The 18,249-nt window shown below is 39.0% G+C and carries 9 protein-coding genes and 1 pseudogene; 7 read left to right on the top strand and 3 right to left on the bottom strand.

The annotated features are described in order from the left end of the window. From JCM17102_RS16580 to JCM17102_RS16570, 3 genes are all read right to left on the bottom strand, one after another. A partial coding sequence (locus tag JCM17102_RS16580) for a SusC/RagA family TonB-linked outer membrane protein (protein ID WP_025075969.1) occupies window positions 1-1,190 on the bottom strand: 1,190 nt, incomplete at its 3' end. 19 nt (window positions 1,191-1,209) lie between these two features. Next, window positions 1,210-2,787 carry a phosphodiester glycosidase family protein gene (locus JCM17102_RS16575; protein ID WP_025075968.1) on the bottom strand — a complete coding sequence of 526 codons (1,578 nt, stop codon included), beginning with the start codon at window positions 2,785-2,787 and terminating at the stop codon, window positions 1,210-1,212. Between the two features lie 251 nt (window positions 2,788-3,038). Beyond that, window positions 3,039-7,130, bottom strand: coding sequence for a hybrid sensor histidine kinase/response regulator transcription factor (locus tag JCM17102_RS16570; RefSeq protein WP_025075967.1), 4,092 nt, complete (start codon window positions 7,128-7,130; stop codon window positions 3,039-3,041). 519 nt (window positions 7,131-7,649) lie between these two features. On the opposite strand from JCM17102_RS16570, the gene JCM17102_RS16565 reads away from it, so the two are divergent. From JCM17102_RS16565 to JCM17102_RS16535, 7 genes and pseudogenes are all read left to right on the top strand, one after another. Beyond that, complete coding sequence (locus JCM17102_RS16565; protein ID WP_025075966.1) at window positions 7,650-8,963, top strand: DUF3575 domain-containing protein; 1,314 nt, start codon at window positions 7,650-7,652, stop codon at window positions 8,961-8,963. Between the two features lie 36 nt (window positions 8,964-8,999). Then, window positions 9,000-9,923 (top strand): DUF5119 domain-containing protein, encoded by a 924-nt coding sequence (locus JCM17102_RS16560; RefSeq protein ID WP_025075965.1) that lies wholly within the window; start codon window positions 9,000-9,002, stop codon window positions 9,921-9,923. A 29-nt stretch (window positions 9,924-9,952) separates the two neighbouring features. After that, a complete protein-coding gene (locus JCM17102_RS16555) occupies window positions 9,953-11,200 on the top strand; it encodes a fimbrillin family protein (RefSeq protein ID WP_081800228.1) in 1,248 nt (415 codons plus the stop codon). Window positions 11,201-11,215: 15 nt separating this feature from the next. After that, the gene (locus JCM17102_RS16550; RefSeq protein WP_025075963.1) at window positions 11,216-14,263 is read left to right on the top strand and encodes a fimbrillin family protein; all 3,048 of its coding nucleotides are present in this window, start codon (window positions 11,216-11,218) and stop codon (window positions 14,261-14,263) included. Between the two features lie 302 nt (window positions 14,264-14,565). After that, window positions 14,566-15,437, top strand: a pseudogene (locus JCM17102_RS28050) (electron transfer flavoprotein subunit beta/FixA family protein). Window positions 15,438-15,484: 47 nt separating this feature from the next. After that, window positions 15,485-16,504, top strand: a complete 1,020-nt coding sequence (locus tag JCM17102_RS16540) for an electron transfer flavoprotein subunit alpha/FixB family protein (RefSeq protein ID WP_025075962.1) — start codon at window positions 15,485-15,487, stop codon at window positions 16,502-16,504. Window positions 16,505-16,510: 6 nt separating this feature from the next. Continuing rightward, window positions 16,511-18,217 carry an acyl-CoA dehydrogenase family protein gene (locus tag JCM17102_RS16535; protein ID WP_025075961.1) on the top strand — a complete coding sequence of 569 codons (1,707 nt, stop codon included), beginning with the start codon at window positions 16,511-16,513 and terminating at the stop codon, window positions 18,215-18,217. Window positions 18,218-18,249 lie beyond the last annotated feature (32 nt).

Below are 18,249 nucleotides of genomic sequence, written 5' to 3'. Positions count from 1 at the left end.
AACTTCGTTAAATCAATATCTACATTCGAGCGATAATTGAAGCGTTTATATGAATAATTAGGATCATAAACCTCATAAGTACGCTTCATCATACCATCTTGCCCTAAGTATCCCAATGAAACAAAGTACCTAAAACGGTCGGCACCACCAGATAATGTAACGTTGTGTTGAGTCTGCCAAGCCAAATCCTTAAAGATGTATTTACCCCAATCTACACTAGGAAACATAATAGGATCTGCTTTGGTACGAAACATCTCTGTCACATATGGAGAAAACTTTAATTGATCATCTGAAATATTAGGATTGTCATTGCGTTGCGCTTCAGTATATAAACTTGCATAACTATAGCTGTCTACTCCTTTCAGGTTTCTTAAAGCCTGTGTCAAACCGAAAGAAGAACTTAACGAAATCTTCGGTTTACCTGCCACACCACGCCTAGTGGTTACAAGAATGACTCCATTTGCGCCACGTACACCAAATACAGCCGTAGAAGCCGCATCTTTTAAAACGGTGATACTTTCTATTTCATTAGGGTCCATCTGGAAAAAGGAACGTTCTACTCCATCCACCAATATAAGTGGTTTGGAAGCACTAGCTGTTAATGATCCGGTTCCACGAACATATATATTCGGATCTTCCGCACCAGGCTGCCCAGATGTTTGCACGCTAGAGACACCTGTGATAGCACCCGCCAAAGCATTAGCTACACTTCCACTGGGCGACTTCAACAGATCTTTGGTATTAATGGAAGAGATAGCTCCGGTGACAGACATCTTACTTTGCTTACCATACGCAACCACTTGCACTTCTTCCAATGTCTCCATATTTTCCACCAAACGAATTACAATGTCCGAATTCTTGCGAGGAGTTATTTCTTTTTTTACATACCCGATAAAAGATATCTCAAAAATAACAGGATTGATGTCATCAGATACACTTAACTGAAATTCACCGTTTATATCAGTAACCGTCCCAATAGTGGTTCCTTTTACAAGGATGGTCGCCCCTATTAATGGTTCCGAAGTCTTATCATCCAATATTTTTCCTTTATACACGATGGCTCTATCCCCCTTCAGCACTACCTCAGAACTTACTTCCGGAAACTTTTTATTTAGCTCATTTCCGGAAACAGCCATCAATGTAGAAGGCAATAATAGGGATGCAATAATCAAGTATATATTTTTTTTCATAATATCTCATTTAAAGTTATTATTTTGCATCAATAGCAACGCAATATTGTGCCTGCTGATTCATATCACCTACCACTAGTTGTCCATTGACACACAATGTAGGAATGAAATCATTAGCCATATAGTAGTTTCCGCCTACATAGAAAACATCTTTCCATCCCAGTTTCTCAAGTACCCAAGCAGCTTGACAAGTGCTCATTCCATCCGCAACCACCGCGCAACCTACCTTATTATCATAGGTAATACCTATAAAAGAGCGGGCACGAGTTCCGTTCCATGCCTCTCCAAGAGCAATCTCCCAATTGGTAGCATCATTGACGTACATCTCTAATCGTGTCATGCAATGTCCATTTCTCACTAGCCAAGGATGTCCGCAAGCGGCAGATATCACATCCCAATCAGATGCGGTAGTCAAGTAATTGTCAGGGTACGACTCATAATTAGGCATACGGATCATTTTATCATCCTGAATAGAAGCATTATAGAAGGATACTTTGCCTTCTTCATCAAAACCTACCGCTGCTCTCCATCCGGCTTCTCCGGTATTTATTCTGCTTAGTATTTGTCCATTCCAATAAAGCATTGTATTCTCACCAATGGGCTTTCCACTCATCGTAATCAATCCACCTGCGTCTTTTACAGCTATTTGCAGCTGATTATTGGATTTCATCGAAGCATAGGCTTTCTTGACATCCATAGTAGCAATGGCAAAAAGAGTATTATTAATAGTTTCCGTTGGTCTGTTTACACTCCAATCACCGATATATGCGAGGTACTCAGGAACTCTATCCGGAGATACATCCCAGCTCCAAGGTGTTTCAGGAGCATCATTTCTCACAGGAACTTTTACCACTGAATTAGCTGTATATACCGAAACAAAAGGATATTTCTGAGTATCTACAAAGTTATTTGTAACATTAGTAAATCCGTAAGATTTCGGATCACCCATTGCCGTAGCAACATTCAATCTTACTTTATAGGGACGGTCTATTCCACCTAATTCAATAATAAGATCTTGAGTGAGATCTTGGGTAAAATCATAAACCAGATCGCTCATGATTTCAGCTCCTTCCATTAAAGCTCCTTCATCAAAATGCAACTCAACATTACTCATATCCATGAGACTCTTATTGAAATTGACCAAAACTTCCTTGGTAGAATTCTGGACAGTAACGCTATTAGGCAACCCTAATACTCCTATTTTAGTTTCATCGACAATAGGAAAAGCTTTGGAAAAGATATTAAACCAATATTTAACAATTCGGTGATCAGGTGCTCTGAAGTTTAATACAGGATAATTAGCCAGATCCGCTTTATTAATATCTGTAGGGAAAATCAATTCATAACCATCGTTTAATTCAATATCAAGTTTTGCTTCTGAGAAATTCTCCGCAGTCTCAAAAGATAATGAAAGATACTTCCCATCTACCACTTCCGCTAGTACTTTCTCTTTATCTACTTCTACAGAGACAGATTTAAAAGGTTGATTTTGATCATTCTTTTCATTTTCATCAGTACATGAGGAGCTACATATCATCATTCCTATATATAAAATAGGAATAAAGCAGATTCTTAATAATGTGTTTTCTATTTTCATGATAAATAGCAAGATTATTAGTTTAGCAAAAATAAATATTAGACAAAAGGATTTTAGTAACAGGGGGGCTAGGGTGGTTTGTTGTACATCATAATAGATCAGATTTTAAGATTAACAAATAGGAATTGCCTGGTCATTATCTTTCCAGACAATTCAAAGATAGGGAGCTTCGATCAGTAAAAGGTCGAATATTTACCGGAATACCTCTCTAAAGTCTTCAGAAGATATAATATGTACAGAATAAGCCTACACTAGGATTGTAAACGATCCATATATTCTTTAGGAGACAATGAATATTTCTTTTTAAAACAGGTACTAAAATATTTCGGATCGTTGAAACCAACAGAATATGCCAGATCCGCTATTCTCATTTTTTTCTGCTCTTCGAGTAACTTACAGGCAGCAGTTAAACGTACATTTAATATAAAAATGGAGGGAGTCAATCCCGTTAAAGATTTCAGTTTCTCGGTAAGCACAGTGCGGGATGTTCCCATTTCTCTTACAAACTCCTGTTGTCCGAATTCACAATCACCTAAATGTGAGTTTACACAATCAATAGCTCTTTGAATAAAACTTTCGTCCATAGAGGTATATTCCAGTTTTCCTACTTCAAAAACGATTTGCTTCCTAAAATCAGCACCTTTCCGCTCTTGTTTTTTAAGAAGGTTCATTATTTGAGCGTATAATAAAGAGAAATTACATGGTTTACTGATATATCCGTCCGCTCCCGAATTATAACCCTCTATTTGACTTTCCTCGGTTCCTCTGGCCGTCAATAAGATAACCGGTATATGGCAAAACTCAAACTTGCTTTTAACTGTCTGACAAAACTCTATTCCATCCATTTCAGGCATCATAATATCCGAAACGATCAAATGAATAGAGGTACTTTCGAGTATTTCAAGTCCTTGCTTTCCATTATATGCTGTTTTTACATGGAAATAATTAGCAAACAAATTGGAGAATAACATGCACAACTCCTCATTATCATCTACAATCAGGATTGTATAATCAGATTGTACACCATCAATACGTTCCAATTCTTCGGTATTAGCTCCGCTTTCGCACATTATATACGGTAAACCCGATACAATTTGCGACTTAACAGAATCATCAATCTCATCTTCCTGATAACTTTCTTTGGTGATAGGAAGGACTATTCTGAAACAATTGCCTATATTTTCCTCGCTTTGTACTGTTATCTCTCCATGATGTTTTTCTACCAGGTCTTTCACTAAAGATAATCCGATTCCTGTTCCAATAGTGTGGTATTTTCTATAATCTCCTTCATAAAATCGCTGAAAAAGTGTGTTCATTTTACCTTTACTCATAGGTTCTCCGGTATTAATACACTCTATTTGTATTCCGGAATCCTCAATCAATCGTAAGTTCACACTAATTTTTCCTTTTTCAGGGGTATATTTAGCGGCATTTGACAACAAGTTATAAATGATTTTATCCAACTTATCCGAGTCGTAATATCCGATGATTATCTCCGGATCACTAAGAAAATCTATCTTTAGTAGTTTTTTTGCAACCAATGGGGCAAAAGCTTCTATGCAGTTCTCAACAGCCTCGGAAATATTTCCGCTAGATACACATATCTTCAGGTTTCCACTCTCTACCTTTCTAAATTCTAATACTTGTTGTATCAGGCGCATCAATCGTATTACATTGGACGACATAATCGAGTACAAAGACGATTGATCACCCGTATTATTCTTTAGATTCTCTAATGAGGCAAGAATAATACTGAGAGGTGTCATCAGTTCATGAGTAATATTTGTAAAGAACTGGAGTTTAACATGGTTTATCTCTTCTATTTTCTGTTTTTCAAGCTTACTGATCTGGATTTCATGCTGCATTTTCCAGCGATAATGTATAAAACGAATCACAAAATAGAATAAAGTACCTCCAATTAAGAAATACAATAAATAAGCCCACCATGACTTCCAGGGTTCGGGCAGGATATGAATAGTCAATGTCTTTTCATGCTTACTCCATACTCCACTTGCGCTGGTTCCTTTTAATCTGAAAGTATATGTACCGGCAGGTAAATTATTATAAATGGCAAAACGTTGTTGGGCGTCCACAACAACTTCTTTTTCATCATAACCTTCCAATTGATAAGAATAAAGATTTTCTTGAGGATTTTCATAATTCAAAAGCGAAAACTCAATATAAAAATTATTCTTATCATGTGTCAATGTTATCTCCTTTGTATAATCAATATCATATTTAGCCAATTTTTCTCTTTTCTTTTCAGGGAAATCTCTCAAAGATTGGTTATGAATCCGAAAATCAGTAAATGCCAAAGAATAGAATAAGGGCGTATCCTCAACAATCTGACTTGATTCAAATATTCGAAGTCCTTGTGAACCACCAAATATAATCCTTCCATCGGGCATTTTAAAAGAAGCATTTTTATTGAAAAAAAACTCTGAAGCACCATTAGACACTGTATAATAGTTTATTTTCTCCATTTGGAAAGAGTCATTGACTTCAAATGAAAGTACCGCACTATTAGTTGTAATCCATATCCTTCCATTATCGTCTTCCAATATATTTAATATGCCCTTATTCTCAATGGTTGAAATCGAAGAGACCGTAACAAAGGAATCTGTTTCTTTTTGATAATAAGCCAAACCGCTCCACATCGTTCCCACCCAGATTCGCTGATGGGAATCAACTAATAAACAATTGGTATTGTATATCTCCTTCTTACCTATAACAGGATACTTCTTATATTGTCTTGTAGATAAATTAATCCGACTAACACCCTCATAATTGGTTGCAATCCAGATATTCTTATCTTGGTCTTCTTTAATATCAAATATATTGGAAGATACCAAATCCGTATCAAAATGAAGCCATTCAGACAAGGTATAAAATTGTCCTTGTGTATCCAATATATATACGCCTTTTCTTGTTCCTATCCATAAGTTCCCTTCCGAATCTTCTCTTAAAACATGAATGCAGTCATCTTTAAACTTACGATTCACGTATTGGTTCAACAAAGTTATTTTACGATCCGTTTCATTATAAAACCAAAGTCCGGCATTCCAGGTTCCAAAACAAATCTCACCATTTTTCCTTTTAATAATTGCATCCACAGTGGAAGTATAAGACAATGATTTAAATTCCGGAATATCCACGTAGTTTACACAGTTCTGTGTTTCCAAATTATATTTAATCATGCCAAATCCTATAATTCCCATCCAGAATTCATTCTCGCCTGCCTGACAAATACTTCTCACCGAATTGGTATTATATTTCTCTTTTACAATCTCTAAATTGTCTACCCCATACTTATTACTTTCAGTTTGAATTTTACAGAATCCTCCTCCAAACATACTAATCCACATGAGATTATCTCGGGTACGTAAAATAGAACTAACTTCATTATAGGGTAAGCTCCCATATTCACCATCCGGAACAAAATTTTTAAAAGAGTTTATATCCTGTTCATTACAAAGAATACTTAATCCACTTCTACTTCCAATCCAAAGTCGATGTTCGTTATCCTGTTCTATATCATATATGATGTCATCCAATAAAGAATTGGAGTTTTTTTCATCATGAATATATTGTTTATAGTACATACTCCCAGATGTATAAGGGTTATTCAATTTCAGCAATCCTTTTCCCCATGTTCCCACCCATATAGAATGATTTGCATCTTCAAATACCACATTAGCGTTCCGAAGTACCGGATCAATATAAGAATACAGTTTTTTATTTTTAATATCATATCGGAATAATCCCTGCTCCCAAGCCGTAATCCATAAATTCTGCCGGGAATCTTCCATTATAGAACTAATATGTAACACCCTTTTTCCTGAAGGTTCTTTTAAATCGATACGTTCAAAATCCTCATCCTTACCTTTTCTAAAGAGTCCTTTGTCTCCCCCAATCCATAAACTTTTACCTGTCCCATACAATAAATCAGCAGCATTCAGTTGCCCTAACTCGTCAGAACGAATATAGGATAATTTGCCTGTTATTTTATTTAGTTGATATAAACCTTTTTCAGTAGCGATCCACAAATTCTTAGAATCATCCTCAACTACAGCGTTGAGGTATGAATTAAAGGATTCATCTATTCCATTATAAAGTCCATAAGTAATTATGTTATATCCATCATACCTAACAAGACCATTATAGGTTGGTATCCAAATATATCCATCTGAATCCTGATACAACTTTCGAACTTCATTAGAAGGAAGCAATTTAGATTGAATAGGAATAAATTTTAAGTCGGATACAGCCTCAGCTCGTAATACTGAGCCACTATAAAAGATTCCCAGTATCCATAGTATTAAACAAAGGCAGAACTTAGGCATATCCAAAGGGGGTGTTTCTATTTAAATTCACACAAATATAGAGATTTTCAAAGATTATCAAATAATCTCATCTAAATTTTCCATAAGTTCACCCAAGCTATTGAAGTTAGAAAAAGAAGCCGGTACAAAATTCGTTCTAATGAAAGATGACATCATAAATAGATTTACGATAACGCTATTCTACATAATATAACACCAGAAGATGTTTAATTCAGATGCAGGGGGCATTCCACAATCAGTTTTAAAATTAACAGCATTTCCTTTTAGTGAACTACCATGTAGAAATCAAAGTGATACTTGTAAACCTTCCCAATGAACAGTTCACCGTAGATCCGGATGAACGTATTGTTCAATTATTATATTTATAAATAGTTGATTACATACTAGCAATCCACCTCAAACAAAACAGATTTTGCGAAAAAAAATTGTTTTTTAAAAATATAATATGTAAATTTGCGGCAAATTTAAGTAATTGTATAATAAAATAGATTAATTCATATATATACGTTTGGGTATTAAATGAAAAAAGCTATTGGTTTCTTCTTATTATTTACAGTATTTCACTTGCAGGCTCAAGAACCGGTGACTCAAAAAGAAGAAAAAATTGTGTCACAAAACAGCCTTTCTATACAAATACAATATAAAAAAGGTTATTCCGTTGTCGATTCTCTTTTTCGCGACAACAAAGCAACTCTAGATCGTCTTGTAACATTGATTAACAGTCTTGATACAGATCCCCTAACAAGTATAAAATCCATATCCATAAAAGGAAATGCCTCTCCTGAAGGTTTTGTGGACAAAAATAGGAGCCTTGTTGGGAAACGTGCCTCGCTTTTGCGTCAATACCTACTGGACAGGACAACACTTCCGGATACGGCCATCAAGGTTGTTGCATCTGATATCGATTGGGAAGCTCTCCGTAACATGATTGCAGTCACAGACCAGCCTTGGCGCGATATGGCGATAGAAATCATCGACCACACACCTTTATTCATATATGACAAGAACCGTCGCATCATCGACGGCAAGAAAAAGCGTTTAGGAATGTTGTATGGAGGGCGTGCATGGAAGTATATGGAAAACAACTTTTTCCCGGATTTGCGCAATGCTGCCGTCCGTATAGAATATATACAGGAAAATGTACCATCTGATAATGGTATCCCCAAAAATGTAGTAGAGCAACTGTCTACAGAAGAAAATGTAGTGGAAGGAACAACCGAATTTACAATGCAGGTCGAAGAAACACTTGCTGAATCGGTACAACAGGTACCTACGGTGCCAATGTCCAAAGACAAGAAATCTACGGTACTCCTGAAAACAAACATGCTTTATGACATAGTGGCTGTGCCGAACATAGGAATAGAAATTCCCATCGGAAAAAACTGGTCTGTGGAGACGAACTGGATGTACGCATGGTGGAACAGTAATGCAAAGAACATCAGTTGGCGCACATACGGGGGAAACCTTGAAGTACGCAAATGGTTTTCTCCACACAAAGAATTCAAATCGTTCATGTGCGGTCACCATGTGGGAATCTACGGACAGATGGTGACATACGACTTTGGATGGGGTAGCACAGGATATCTCAGCGACAAATGGAGCTGGGGCGTAGGCTTATCATATGGCTATTCTCTTCCTGTAGGTAATCATTTTAATATCGACTTCAGTCTTGGTCTAGGATACCTCCAAGGGAGCTATATGAAATACCATCCGCAGGACAACTGTTACGTGTGGGATTCTACACATATCAGAAAATGGTTCGGTCCGACAAAGATGGAAATTTCTCTTGTGTGGTTCATCGGAGGACGAAAAGAAAAAGGAGGTGCAAAATGATTTCCGTTTTTTAAAAAAATAAGTAAGTATCATCTCATGATTTCCGGGAAGTATCTATTTGTTGCGGTACTGATATGCACCTCAGTATCATGCCAAAATAGGGAACTCTGCTTTGACCATTCGCACATGGTTGACTTTGAAGTGAACTTTGACTGGACAGACATACCCGATGCTGCTCCGAACACAATGGTACTTCAAATTTTCAATAATGACGGAAGTCACTATACGACTGTGGAGTTCACCTCACGCAAAGGAGGTTCGTTCAGGATAGAAGCTGGCGAATACAAATTCCTGTTTCATAACGGTGCAATGAGTACTCTTGTAGAGAGAGGAAACACATATGGAGAATATGAACTGACAACAAAACAGATTTCCCTCCTCTCCCCTATGGGCAAAGACAACAATCTGAATGCACCGCCACGTCCGGACGATTCCAAAGACGAACCTGTAAATGATATATTGGAAAATATTTGGGGAGGAAGCTATGAATATATAGAGATTTTACGGGGAGTCGAAGGCCAGTCCGTCACACTGAAGCCGGTTGAAGCCACTTCCGTATACACTGTGGAAGTTCGCGATGTGAAAAATATGAGAGATGACATTTATGTCAGTGCCGCCATGTCCGGGATGGCGCAAAGTTGGAAAATCGCGGACAACACACTCTCTGACATAACCGCTACCATTCCTTTCGATCTTTCTCGTAAGGATGAAACCACTCTTGAATCACGCTTTGTGATCTTCGGTGACAATCCGGAGCACACCGGACAGCATCATTTGTCCATTTATACTTCAGAAAAGGACTATGCACACTTTGATGTTACGGAACAGATACACAACGCTCCTGATTCCAAACATATACATATAATTGTGGCAGGCCTTGAACTTAAGGGAGAAGGAGAAGGTATGAAGCCGGACATTTCAGAATGGGAAGAGGTCGACATTGACATTCCAATGAATTAAAAATTAATTATTAATAGAAACTAAAAAATATGAGAACAATGAAAAAGCATTTTGAACTTTTCGGAGCGGCAGTGATAGCTACAATAGTGCTTGCCAGCTGTTCCAATGATGAATTGGTGAAATCCTATTCCGGAGAAGCAATCTCCTTCAGCACTCGTATGGAAACACGTGCCGTAGAAACGACATTGAGTACCCTAAAGGATTTTAAGGTATGGGGGGATGCAGAAAACTATCCGACATTCTTTTTAGAAAATGGAATTGCTACAAAAAGCACAGACGATAATATTTATAATCTCACAACAAAAGATGGCATGCCAGTATATTGGCCTGCAGGAGTAAATAAAATTCATTTTTGGGCCTACGGACCTTCTGATATAAGTGTAAAACCCTACATTGACAACACACAAAAAAAGCTTAAAGAATATTCACTCCCGAACTCATTCGAAAAGGGTGGATCGGAGCACAAAGATCTTGTCGTAGCATATACTTCTGCCGAGCATACTGATCATGGAACAAGTGTTGAGCTTAACTTTCAACATGCATTATCTAATATCAACCTTACACTTGCAAGCGGTGATCCGTCTAAATTCATGGTGCTAAAAGGTGCCTGGTTTGTAAATGCAAAGAGTCAGGCAGATCTCAACTTCAAGAGTGTTACAGAGCAAATTGACTGGCAATTAACAGATAATCAATCTGCAACTTATGGTGTCATATTCAGTGAGAAGGCTCCAACAATCACAAACGGAAGCCCTGCCAATATTATCCACAAAGACCAAAAATCCACTGATTTGATGCCAATACCTCAGCAAACTGCCAAGGCCACCTTAAAAGAAAGTACCGATCAGGGTGCATACATCCTGTTACTTTGCCGAATCATGGCGGAACACCCTGGAGAGATTCATCAGGAAGAGGGCAAGGAAGGCACAGAAGAAAATCCAAACGCTACACATCTCCATCGACTCTTCCCAATCAACGATAATACTGATATGAATGCAGAAATATATGGATATACTTGCATTCCTGTTGATTTTAATTGGAGTGCCGGTACAAAATACACTTACAATCTGGAATTCTGCGGAAAGACTAGCGGTGGTGGTTTATACCCCCCAATAAATCTGCCGGAAGGTTTACCGGAAACAGGTGATGGAGGCATAACAATTGAGCCAATGCCGGACGACAAGAATCCGGGTGACAAGATACTTGAAAATCCGATTACATTCAAGGTAACTATAGCAGAATGGACTAATGCCAAAGATACGGATATTGATATGAACTAATCACTTTTTGCAACTATGCGAAAAAACGGTTTATTGCATTCGATCAATGTAATTATGGTCGGCATGTCATTGTGCATGCTGACCTTGTTCGGATCGTCATGTGTAACAGACGACTTCGGTAGGTATCAAAACTTATCAGGAAATCTCTCGTTCGATGTTAAGGTTCAGAAGAATTGGACCGGCTGTGCGTCCTCCGCAACCACAGGCACGAGTATAAGAAAAATGTCACAATCATCGGATGCAGAGCCGCTTTATCTTGTTACTAAAATTTCGGAACCAACTGAAAATAATGGTCATGAAACGATTACCAGGGGAGTACCGGTAACATCTACAGAATCATTGGAAAAAACGGGATTCGGTCTCTCCGCAATATGCTACACTGGAACTTGGCCTGAAAAAGATGAAGATAATAAATGGACTACAAATTTCGCCCATAATTTGAAAATGACCCCAAAAGACGGGACGTGGAAAACCGACGAAAAACTCGAGTGGGTAAATTCAGGAAGGATAAGGTTTTTCGCATATCATCCCTATTCGGATAATTCCGAAGATGCAGTCATTCATTCATCAAACAGTGCACAAGGTATTCCCACACTCACTTATACCGTACCTTTAGATGTAAAAGAACAGCCTGACCTCCTATATGCCGTCAAAGACTGTGCGGGGGATGGCTCAGAAGGAGCTGTGAATCTGGAGTTCGGGCATGCACTTACGGCTATTACGATAAAGGCAGGTGACAATATGCTCGCCGGCAAGATTACCGGAGTAGAAATTTTAAATGTATACGGAGAAGGAAAATATAAGATTGGCTCTACATGGACTCCACAAGGAGAGCCGAAAGCGTTTGAAATAAAAGATATCAACGTAGATTTGTCAGAGAATAAGGATGACAAAGGCAATGCGAAACCTGGAACTGTGATCACAGATAATGAATTCACATTTATGATGATTCCTCAGACTCTACCGGAAGATGCACAGTTGATTATCTATTTCACTGATGAACCTACTGGCACTCCCCGTACTTTGGTTGCCAATCTGAAGGACACCACATGGCCCGTTGGAAAGCGCGTCACCTACTCTGTCAGTTCCACAGGCATCGTCATCGAGCCAGTATTTAAAATGACGGTAAACCGCAACGGCCAGTGGCCGAACGGAGGATATAAATTCGGAGAAGGAACTTTTGATGTGGCTAACATTCCCATGACCGATGAGGATAAAGCAGCTTATCTCCCAGTTAGTGGGTTCTTGCACGATGTAGATATTACTGCATACATCAATGTGATGCAAGAAAAGGCCGAGACAAAAACACTTGATCTTTCTTTTGAGATAGAATATTCTACTGACGGAGGAATCAACTGGAATACAAATGACGGTAACAGGACTTATGGATGGAATCCGGTATCAGATGCTACAATTAAGGCCGTTGGTGAATCAACAAAAGGAACTATTCTTCTGCCTGCACAACCAAGTTTCACCGCTTCTCAGCGTGTATTTGAGGGCATCTCGACAACGGAAGGTAAGAAAGACTGGGACCTTGTTGGAAACAATACTCTTTCCAATCACAGTGCAAATTGTTATATGGTTCACGATCATGGACACTATAAGTTCCCTGCCTATTACGGAAATACATATAAGAATGGTGATGACAAAGCATATTCCTGTCATTCGGATATAACCGATGAGGTTATGAAAAATAAGATTCTGAAGGACTTTGTTGCTGGTGACAATCGTACTGTCGCTCAGGGCCCAATCCAAGGCATTGAAAAAGCGGTGCTTATATGGCAAGACAGTCCGGATCTCGTCACCGAAATCGAATATAAAGATGGATGGGTACACTTCTGCGTACCTCAAGAAAGTCTTAATCAGGGTAATGCAGTAATTGCCGTACTCAGTAACTCCAACATATTGTGGAGCTGGCATATTTGGGTAACACACTACAATTGGACTCAGTCCATAAATACCGGGCTAAATAATGAGGAAGGTAAAGAATTCCTTTTTGCCCCATCTAATCTTGGCTATTGTACTCCGCATGAAGGAGATAAGGAAAGACCTGTACTGATGCGTATTAAGGCAATTATTCCAGGAAAAGGTGAAGTTGTTATTAAGCCAACAAACATTACTGGAGTATCTCAGCCCAACGAGAATGGTGTGATCGCTTTCACACAGCCTGCTGTAATCGCATCTATAGCTGGTGACAACACATATTACCAGTGGGGACGTAAAGATCCGATGCTTCCGGGAGTGTACAATGAAGAAATACGCACTTTGGCTGGTGAAAAAGAAGAACAATTCGACATCGCAAATAAAGTATTCTATTCCACTCCTAACTACAGGTTCACATCCCAAAATAGTACAGTACCGATAGGTGCAACCATTCGGGCACCTTATCATTTCTTTATGTACAATAACAACATACCTAAAGATGAAAGTAACCCCGAATATAATGATGCAAACTATAAGAGACGTCATTGGCACGATGGAAGTTCTGAAGATTATAGACAAAAGACGATTGCAAACTTTTGGAATTCACAGCTTATCGTAAATGGGAAAACTGGAACGGCCAATTATCCCAATAATATATATGTAGTCAAAACTGTATATGATCCGTCTCCGGCCGGATATAAGGTACCGCCACCGTCAGTCTTTTCCACATTTGCAAAAGAAGGAATCGTTTTAGGAAGCAGTAAAAAGGAAGAGGATGCAAATAGTTTTAAAGCGATATTAGATTTACACAGTAGAATAAACATAGGCTGGGAGTTAACGACAAGATCAGGAAACACAGTTGTCTTCCCATCTACGGGTTTACGGGACATGGGAACAGCCAACCGCACTATTGAATATGGCACTTGGGCGGCTCACTCCAAACTTACTTTTATAGCCACATCCGGTTTTCAGGGAAGTGTAAATACTACTGCATCAAGCAGTACTCTATTATTTTCAATTGATTATAGGCAATACACGACAAACACAACACAGCCTATAAACGCGCCTCTGGGAATCATTTATGGCACTAACAATGCATACGGTTTTTCAGTACGGCCAATCAGGGATGAACAAAAATAAATCTTAAACTCCATATTGGAAACATGGTATAAAACTAAAATTCCTCAAAAAAAATTTGAGGAATTTAGTTTTATATTGGTTTATCGGGGTGAACAATGGAAAGTATTAACATACACACCTTAATCCCCTCTCTTTTGCTCAAATTCCTTAAGCATGTGCATTTTTTATGCAGTTTTCTTGTCAGAACCAAGTGTTTGCGTAAATTTGCACACTGATAGTTAACCGGATAGTTAGATAGCATGACATTACTACTTGACTACTGGCTACTAACTTGTAGAAATACTAATACTAAAATTAATAACATGAGTTTGAAAATTGTTGTATTGGCTAAACAAGTTCCCGACACACGTAACGTTGGGAAAGATGCCATGAAAGCCGACGGAACGATTAACCGTGCGGCACTCCCTGCCATCTTCAATCCCGAAGACCTGAATGCTCTTGAGCAAGCTCTTCGACTGAAAGATGCTCATCCGGCTCCACCGTTACCATTCTGACAATGGGACCGGGACGTGCAGCCGATATTATTCGTGAAGGACTTTTCCGCGGTGCAGATAATGGATATTTATTAACCGACCGCGCTTTTGCCGGTGCAGATACACTGGCCACTTCTTATGCACTCGCTACTGCTATCCGCAAAATTGGTGAATGCGATATTATTATTGGCGGACGTCAAGCTATTGATGGTGATACTGCACAGGTAGGCCCACAAGTAGCGGAAAAGTTAGGTTTGACGCAAATTACATACGCAGAAGAAATTCTAGAAGTAGGCGAAGGTAAAATCAAAGTGAAACGTCATATCGACGGTGGTGTGGAAACTGTAGAAGGGCCTCTACCTATCGTTATCACTGTAAATGGTTCTGCTGCTCCCTGCCGTCCACGTAATGCAAAATTAGTACAAAAGTACAAACACGCTAAGACTGTTACGGAAAAGCAACAAGGTAATCTTGATTATACTGACCTGTACGACAAACGTGATTACTTAAATCTGACCGAATGGAGTGTATCCGATGTAAACGGAGATCTTGTTCAATGTGGTCTTTCAGGTTCGCCAACCAAAGTAAAAGCTATTCAGAACATCGTGTTCCAGGCTAAAGAGAGTAAAACCATCAGCGGCAGCGACCGCGACGTGGAAGACTTAATTGTTGAACTATTAGCTAACCACACAATTGGTTAAAGTAATTAAGTAGTACCACTACTTAACTACCAAAAAACATTAATAATATGAATAACTTATTTGTATATTGCGAAATAGAAGAAGGCATTGTCGCAGACGTTAGCCTGGAACTTCTGACCAAAGGTCGTTCGTTAGCCAACCAATTAAACTGCCAACTCGAAGCAGTGGTTGCCGGAACCGACCTCAAAGATATCGAAAAACAAATCCTTCCTTATGGAGTAGATAAACTCCATGTTTTTGATGGTGAAGGACTTTATCCTTATACTTCTCTTCCTCATACTTCTATCCTGGTGAATCTTTTCAAAGAAGAACAACCGCAAATCTGTCTGATGGGTGCTACCGTTATCGGTCGTGACCTCGGTCCGCGTGTTTCTTCTGCATTGACCAGTGGTCTGACTGCCGACTGTACTTCATTGGAAATCGGTGACCACGAGGATAAGAAAGAAGGTAAAACTTACAAAAACCTCTTGTATCAGATTCGTCCGGCATTTGGCGGTAATATCGTTGCTACCATTGTCAATCCTGAACACCGCCCACAAATGGCAACCGTTCGTGAAGGTGTGATGAAAAAAGAGATCCTTTCACCAAATTACAATGGAGAAGTAATTCGTCATGATGTGAAGAAATATGTAGCCGATACAGACTATGTAGTAAAAGTGATCGAACGTCATGTAGAGAAAGCTAAAAACAATCTGAAAGGTTCACCAATTATCATATCTGGTGGCTACGGTGTAGGTTCTAAAGAAAACTTTAATTTACTGTTCGACCTAGCAAAAGAACTTCATGCAGAAGTAGGCGCCAGTCGTGCTGCCGTTGATGCAGGTTTTGCAGATCACGACCGTCAGATTGGTCAGACTGGTGTAACTGTTCGCCCCAAACTCTATATTGCTTGTGGTATCTCAGGACAAATCCAGCATATCGCCGGTATGCAGGAAAGTGGTATTATCATCTCTATCAACAATGATCCGGATGCTCCGATCAATTCGATTGCTGATTACGTAATCAATGGAACCATCGAAGAAGTTGTACCGAAGATGATTAAGTATTATAAACAAAATAGCAAGTAAGGAAAGATGGCTAACTTTTATACAGAAATACCGGAACTCAAGTATCACTTGAACAATCCGATGATGAAACGTATTTGCGAACTTAAAGAACGCAATTACAGAGATAAAGATGAATTTGACTATGCTCCAATCGATTTCGAAGATGCTATAGACTCTTATGATAAGGTATTGGAAATCACAGGAGAGATTACTGGCGAAATCATTGCTCCCAATGCTGAAGGCGTAGATGAAGAAGGTCCTCATTGTGCCAATGGTCGTGTAGAATATGCATCAGGAACTAAGCAAAACCTAGATGCTATGGTAAAAGCAGGATTGAACGGTATGACTATGCCCCGTCAATTCGGTGGCTTGAACTTCCCGATTACTCCTTATACTATGTGCGCGGAAATCGTAGCAGCTGCAGATGCCGGTTTCGGAAATATCTGGTCTTTGCAAGACTGTATCGAAACATTGTATGAATTTGGTAATCCCGATCAGCACAGCCGTTTCATCCCACGTATTTGCGAAGGTGAAACAATGTCTATGGACTTGACAGAACCAGATGCAGGGTCTGATCTTCAATCGGTTATGTTGAAAGCTACTTATAGCGAAAAGGATGGTTGCTGGTTGCTGAACGGTGTAAAACGTTTTATCACAAATGGTGACGCTGACATTCATTTGGTATTGGCACGTTCGGAAGAAGGAACTAGAGATGGTCGTGGACTGTCTATGTTCATCTATGACAAACGTCAGGGCGGTGTAAATGTTCGTCGCATCGAAAACAAACTCGGTATCCATGGATCTCCCACATGCGAATTAGTATATAAGAATGCAAAAGCTGAACTTTGTGGTGATCGCAAACTCGGTTTGATCAAATACGTTATGGCACTGATGAACGGTGCGCGTTTGGGTATTGCCGCACAATCTGTAGGTCTGAGTCAAGCTGCATATAACGAAGGATTAGCTTATGCTAAAGACCGTAAACAGTTTGGTAAAGCAATTATTGAATTCCCGGCTGTATATGATATGCTTGCTATCATGAAAGGTAAATTGGATGCAGGACGTGCACTATTGTATCAAACAGCCCGCTATGTAGACATCTACAAAGCATTAGACGACATTGCCCGCGAACGCAAACTAACCCCGGAAGAACGCCAGGAACAGAAGAAATATGCAAAATTGGCTGATAGCTTTACTCCATTAGCAAAAGGTATGAACTCAGAATATGCCAATCAAAACGGATATGACTGTATTCAAATTCATGGTGGTTCAGGTTTCATGATGGAATATGCTTGCCAACGCATTTATCGTGATGCACGTATAACAAGTATCTATGAAGGTACAACTCAGTTACAGACAGTTGCTGCTATCCGTTACGTGACAAATGGCTCTTATATTACAACGATCCGCGAATTTGAAGCTATTCCTTGTTCACCCGAGATGGAACCGTTAATGTCTAGCCTGAAAAAGATGGCAGATAAATTTGAAGCTTGCACCAATCTCGTAAAAGAGACTCAAAACCAGGAACTACTTGACTTCACAGCTCGCAGACTTATGGAAATGGCGGCAGACTGTATTATGTGCCACTTATTAATCCAAGATGCAAGTAAAGCACCGGAACTATTTGCTAAATCTGCACATGTATATTTGAACTATGCTGAAGCAGAAATAGAGAAACATACTAACTTTATCAAAAACTTCGATCAGGAAGAACTAGCTTTCTACAAGAAATAATCGAAAATAGATAAACAACCTAAAAAGCATCC

This window comes from Bacteroides faecichinchillae JCM 17102 (genome assembly GCF_000614145.1).
GTDB lineage: Bacteria > Bacteroidota > Bacteroidia > Bacteroidales > Bacteroidaceae > Bacteroides > Bacteroides faecichinchillae.
Note: the sequence above shows the minus strand (reverse complement) of the source record. Positions and strands in the feature narration are given on the sequence as shown.

Coding starts and splice junctions, on each gene's coding strand:
- JCM17102_RS16575 (WP_025075968.1), bottom strand. CDS start 2,787: ATGAAAATAGAAAACACATTATTAAGAATCTGCTTTATTCCTATTTTA.
- JCM17102_RS16570 (WP_025075967.1), bottom strand. CDS start 7,130: ATGCCTAAGTTCTGCCTTTGTTTAATACTATGGATACTGGGAATCTTT.
- JCM17102_RS16565 (WP_025075966.1), top strand. CDS start 7,650: ATGAAAAAAGCTATTGGTTTCTTCTTATTATTTACAGTATTTCACTTG.
- JCM17102_RS16560 (WP_025075965.1), top strand. CDS start 9,000: ATGATTTCCGGGAAGTATCTATTTGTTGCGGTACTGATATGCACCTCA.
- JCM17102_RS16555 (WP_081800228.1), top strand. CDS start 9,953: ATGAGAACAATGAAAAAGCATTTTGAACTTTTCGGAGCGGCAGTGATA.
- JCM17102_RS16550 (WP_025075963.1), top strand. CDS start 11,216: ATGCGAAAAAACGGTTTATTGCATTCGATCAATGTAATTATGGTCGGC.
- JCM17102_RS16540 (WP_025075962.1), top strand. CDS start 15,485: ATGAATAACTTATTTGTATATTGCGAAATAGAAGAAGGCATTGTCGCA.
- JCM17102_RS16535 (WP_025075961.1), top strand. CDS start 16,511: ATGGCTAACTTTTATACAGAAATACCGGAACTCAAGTATCACTTGAAC.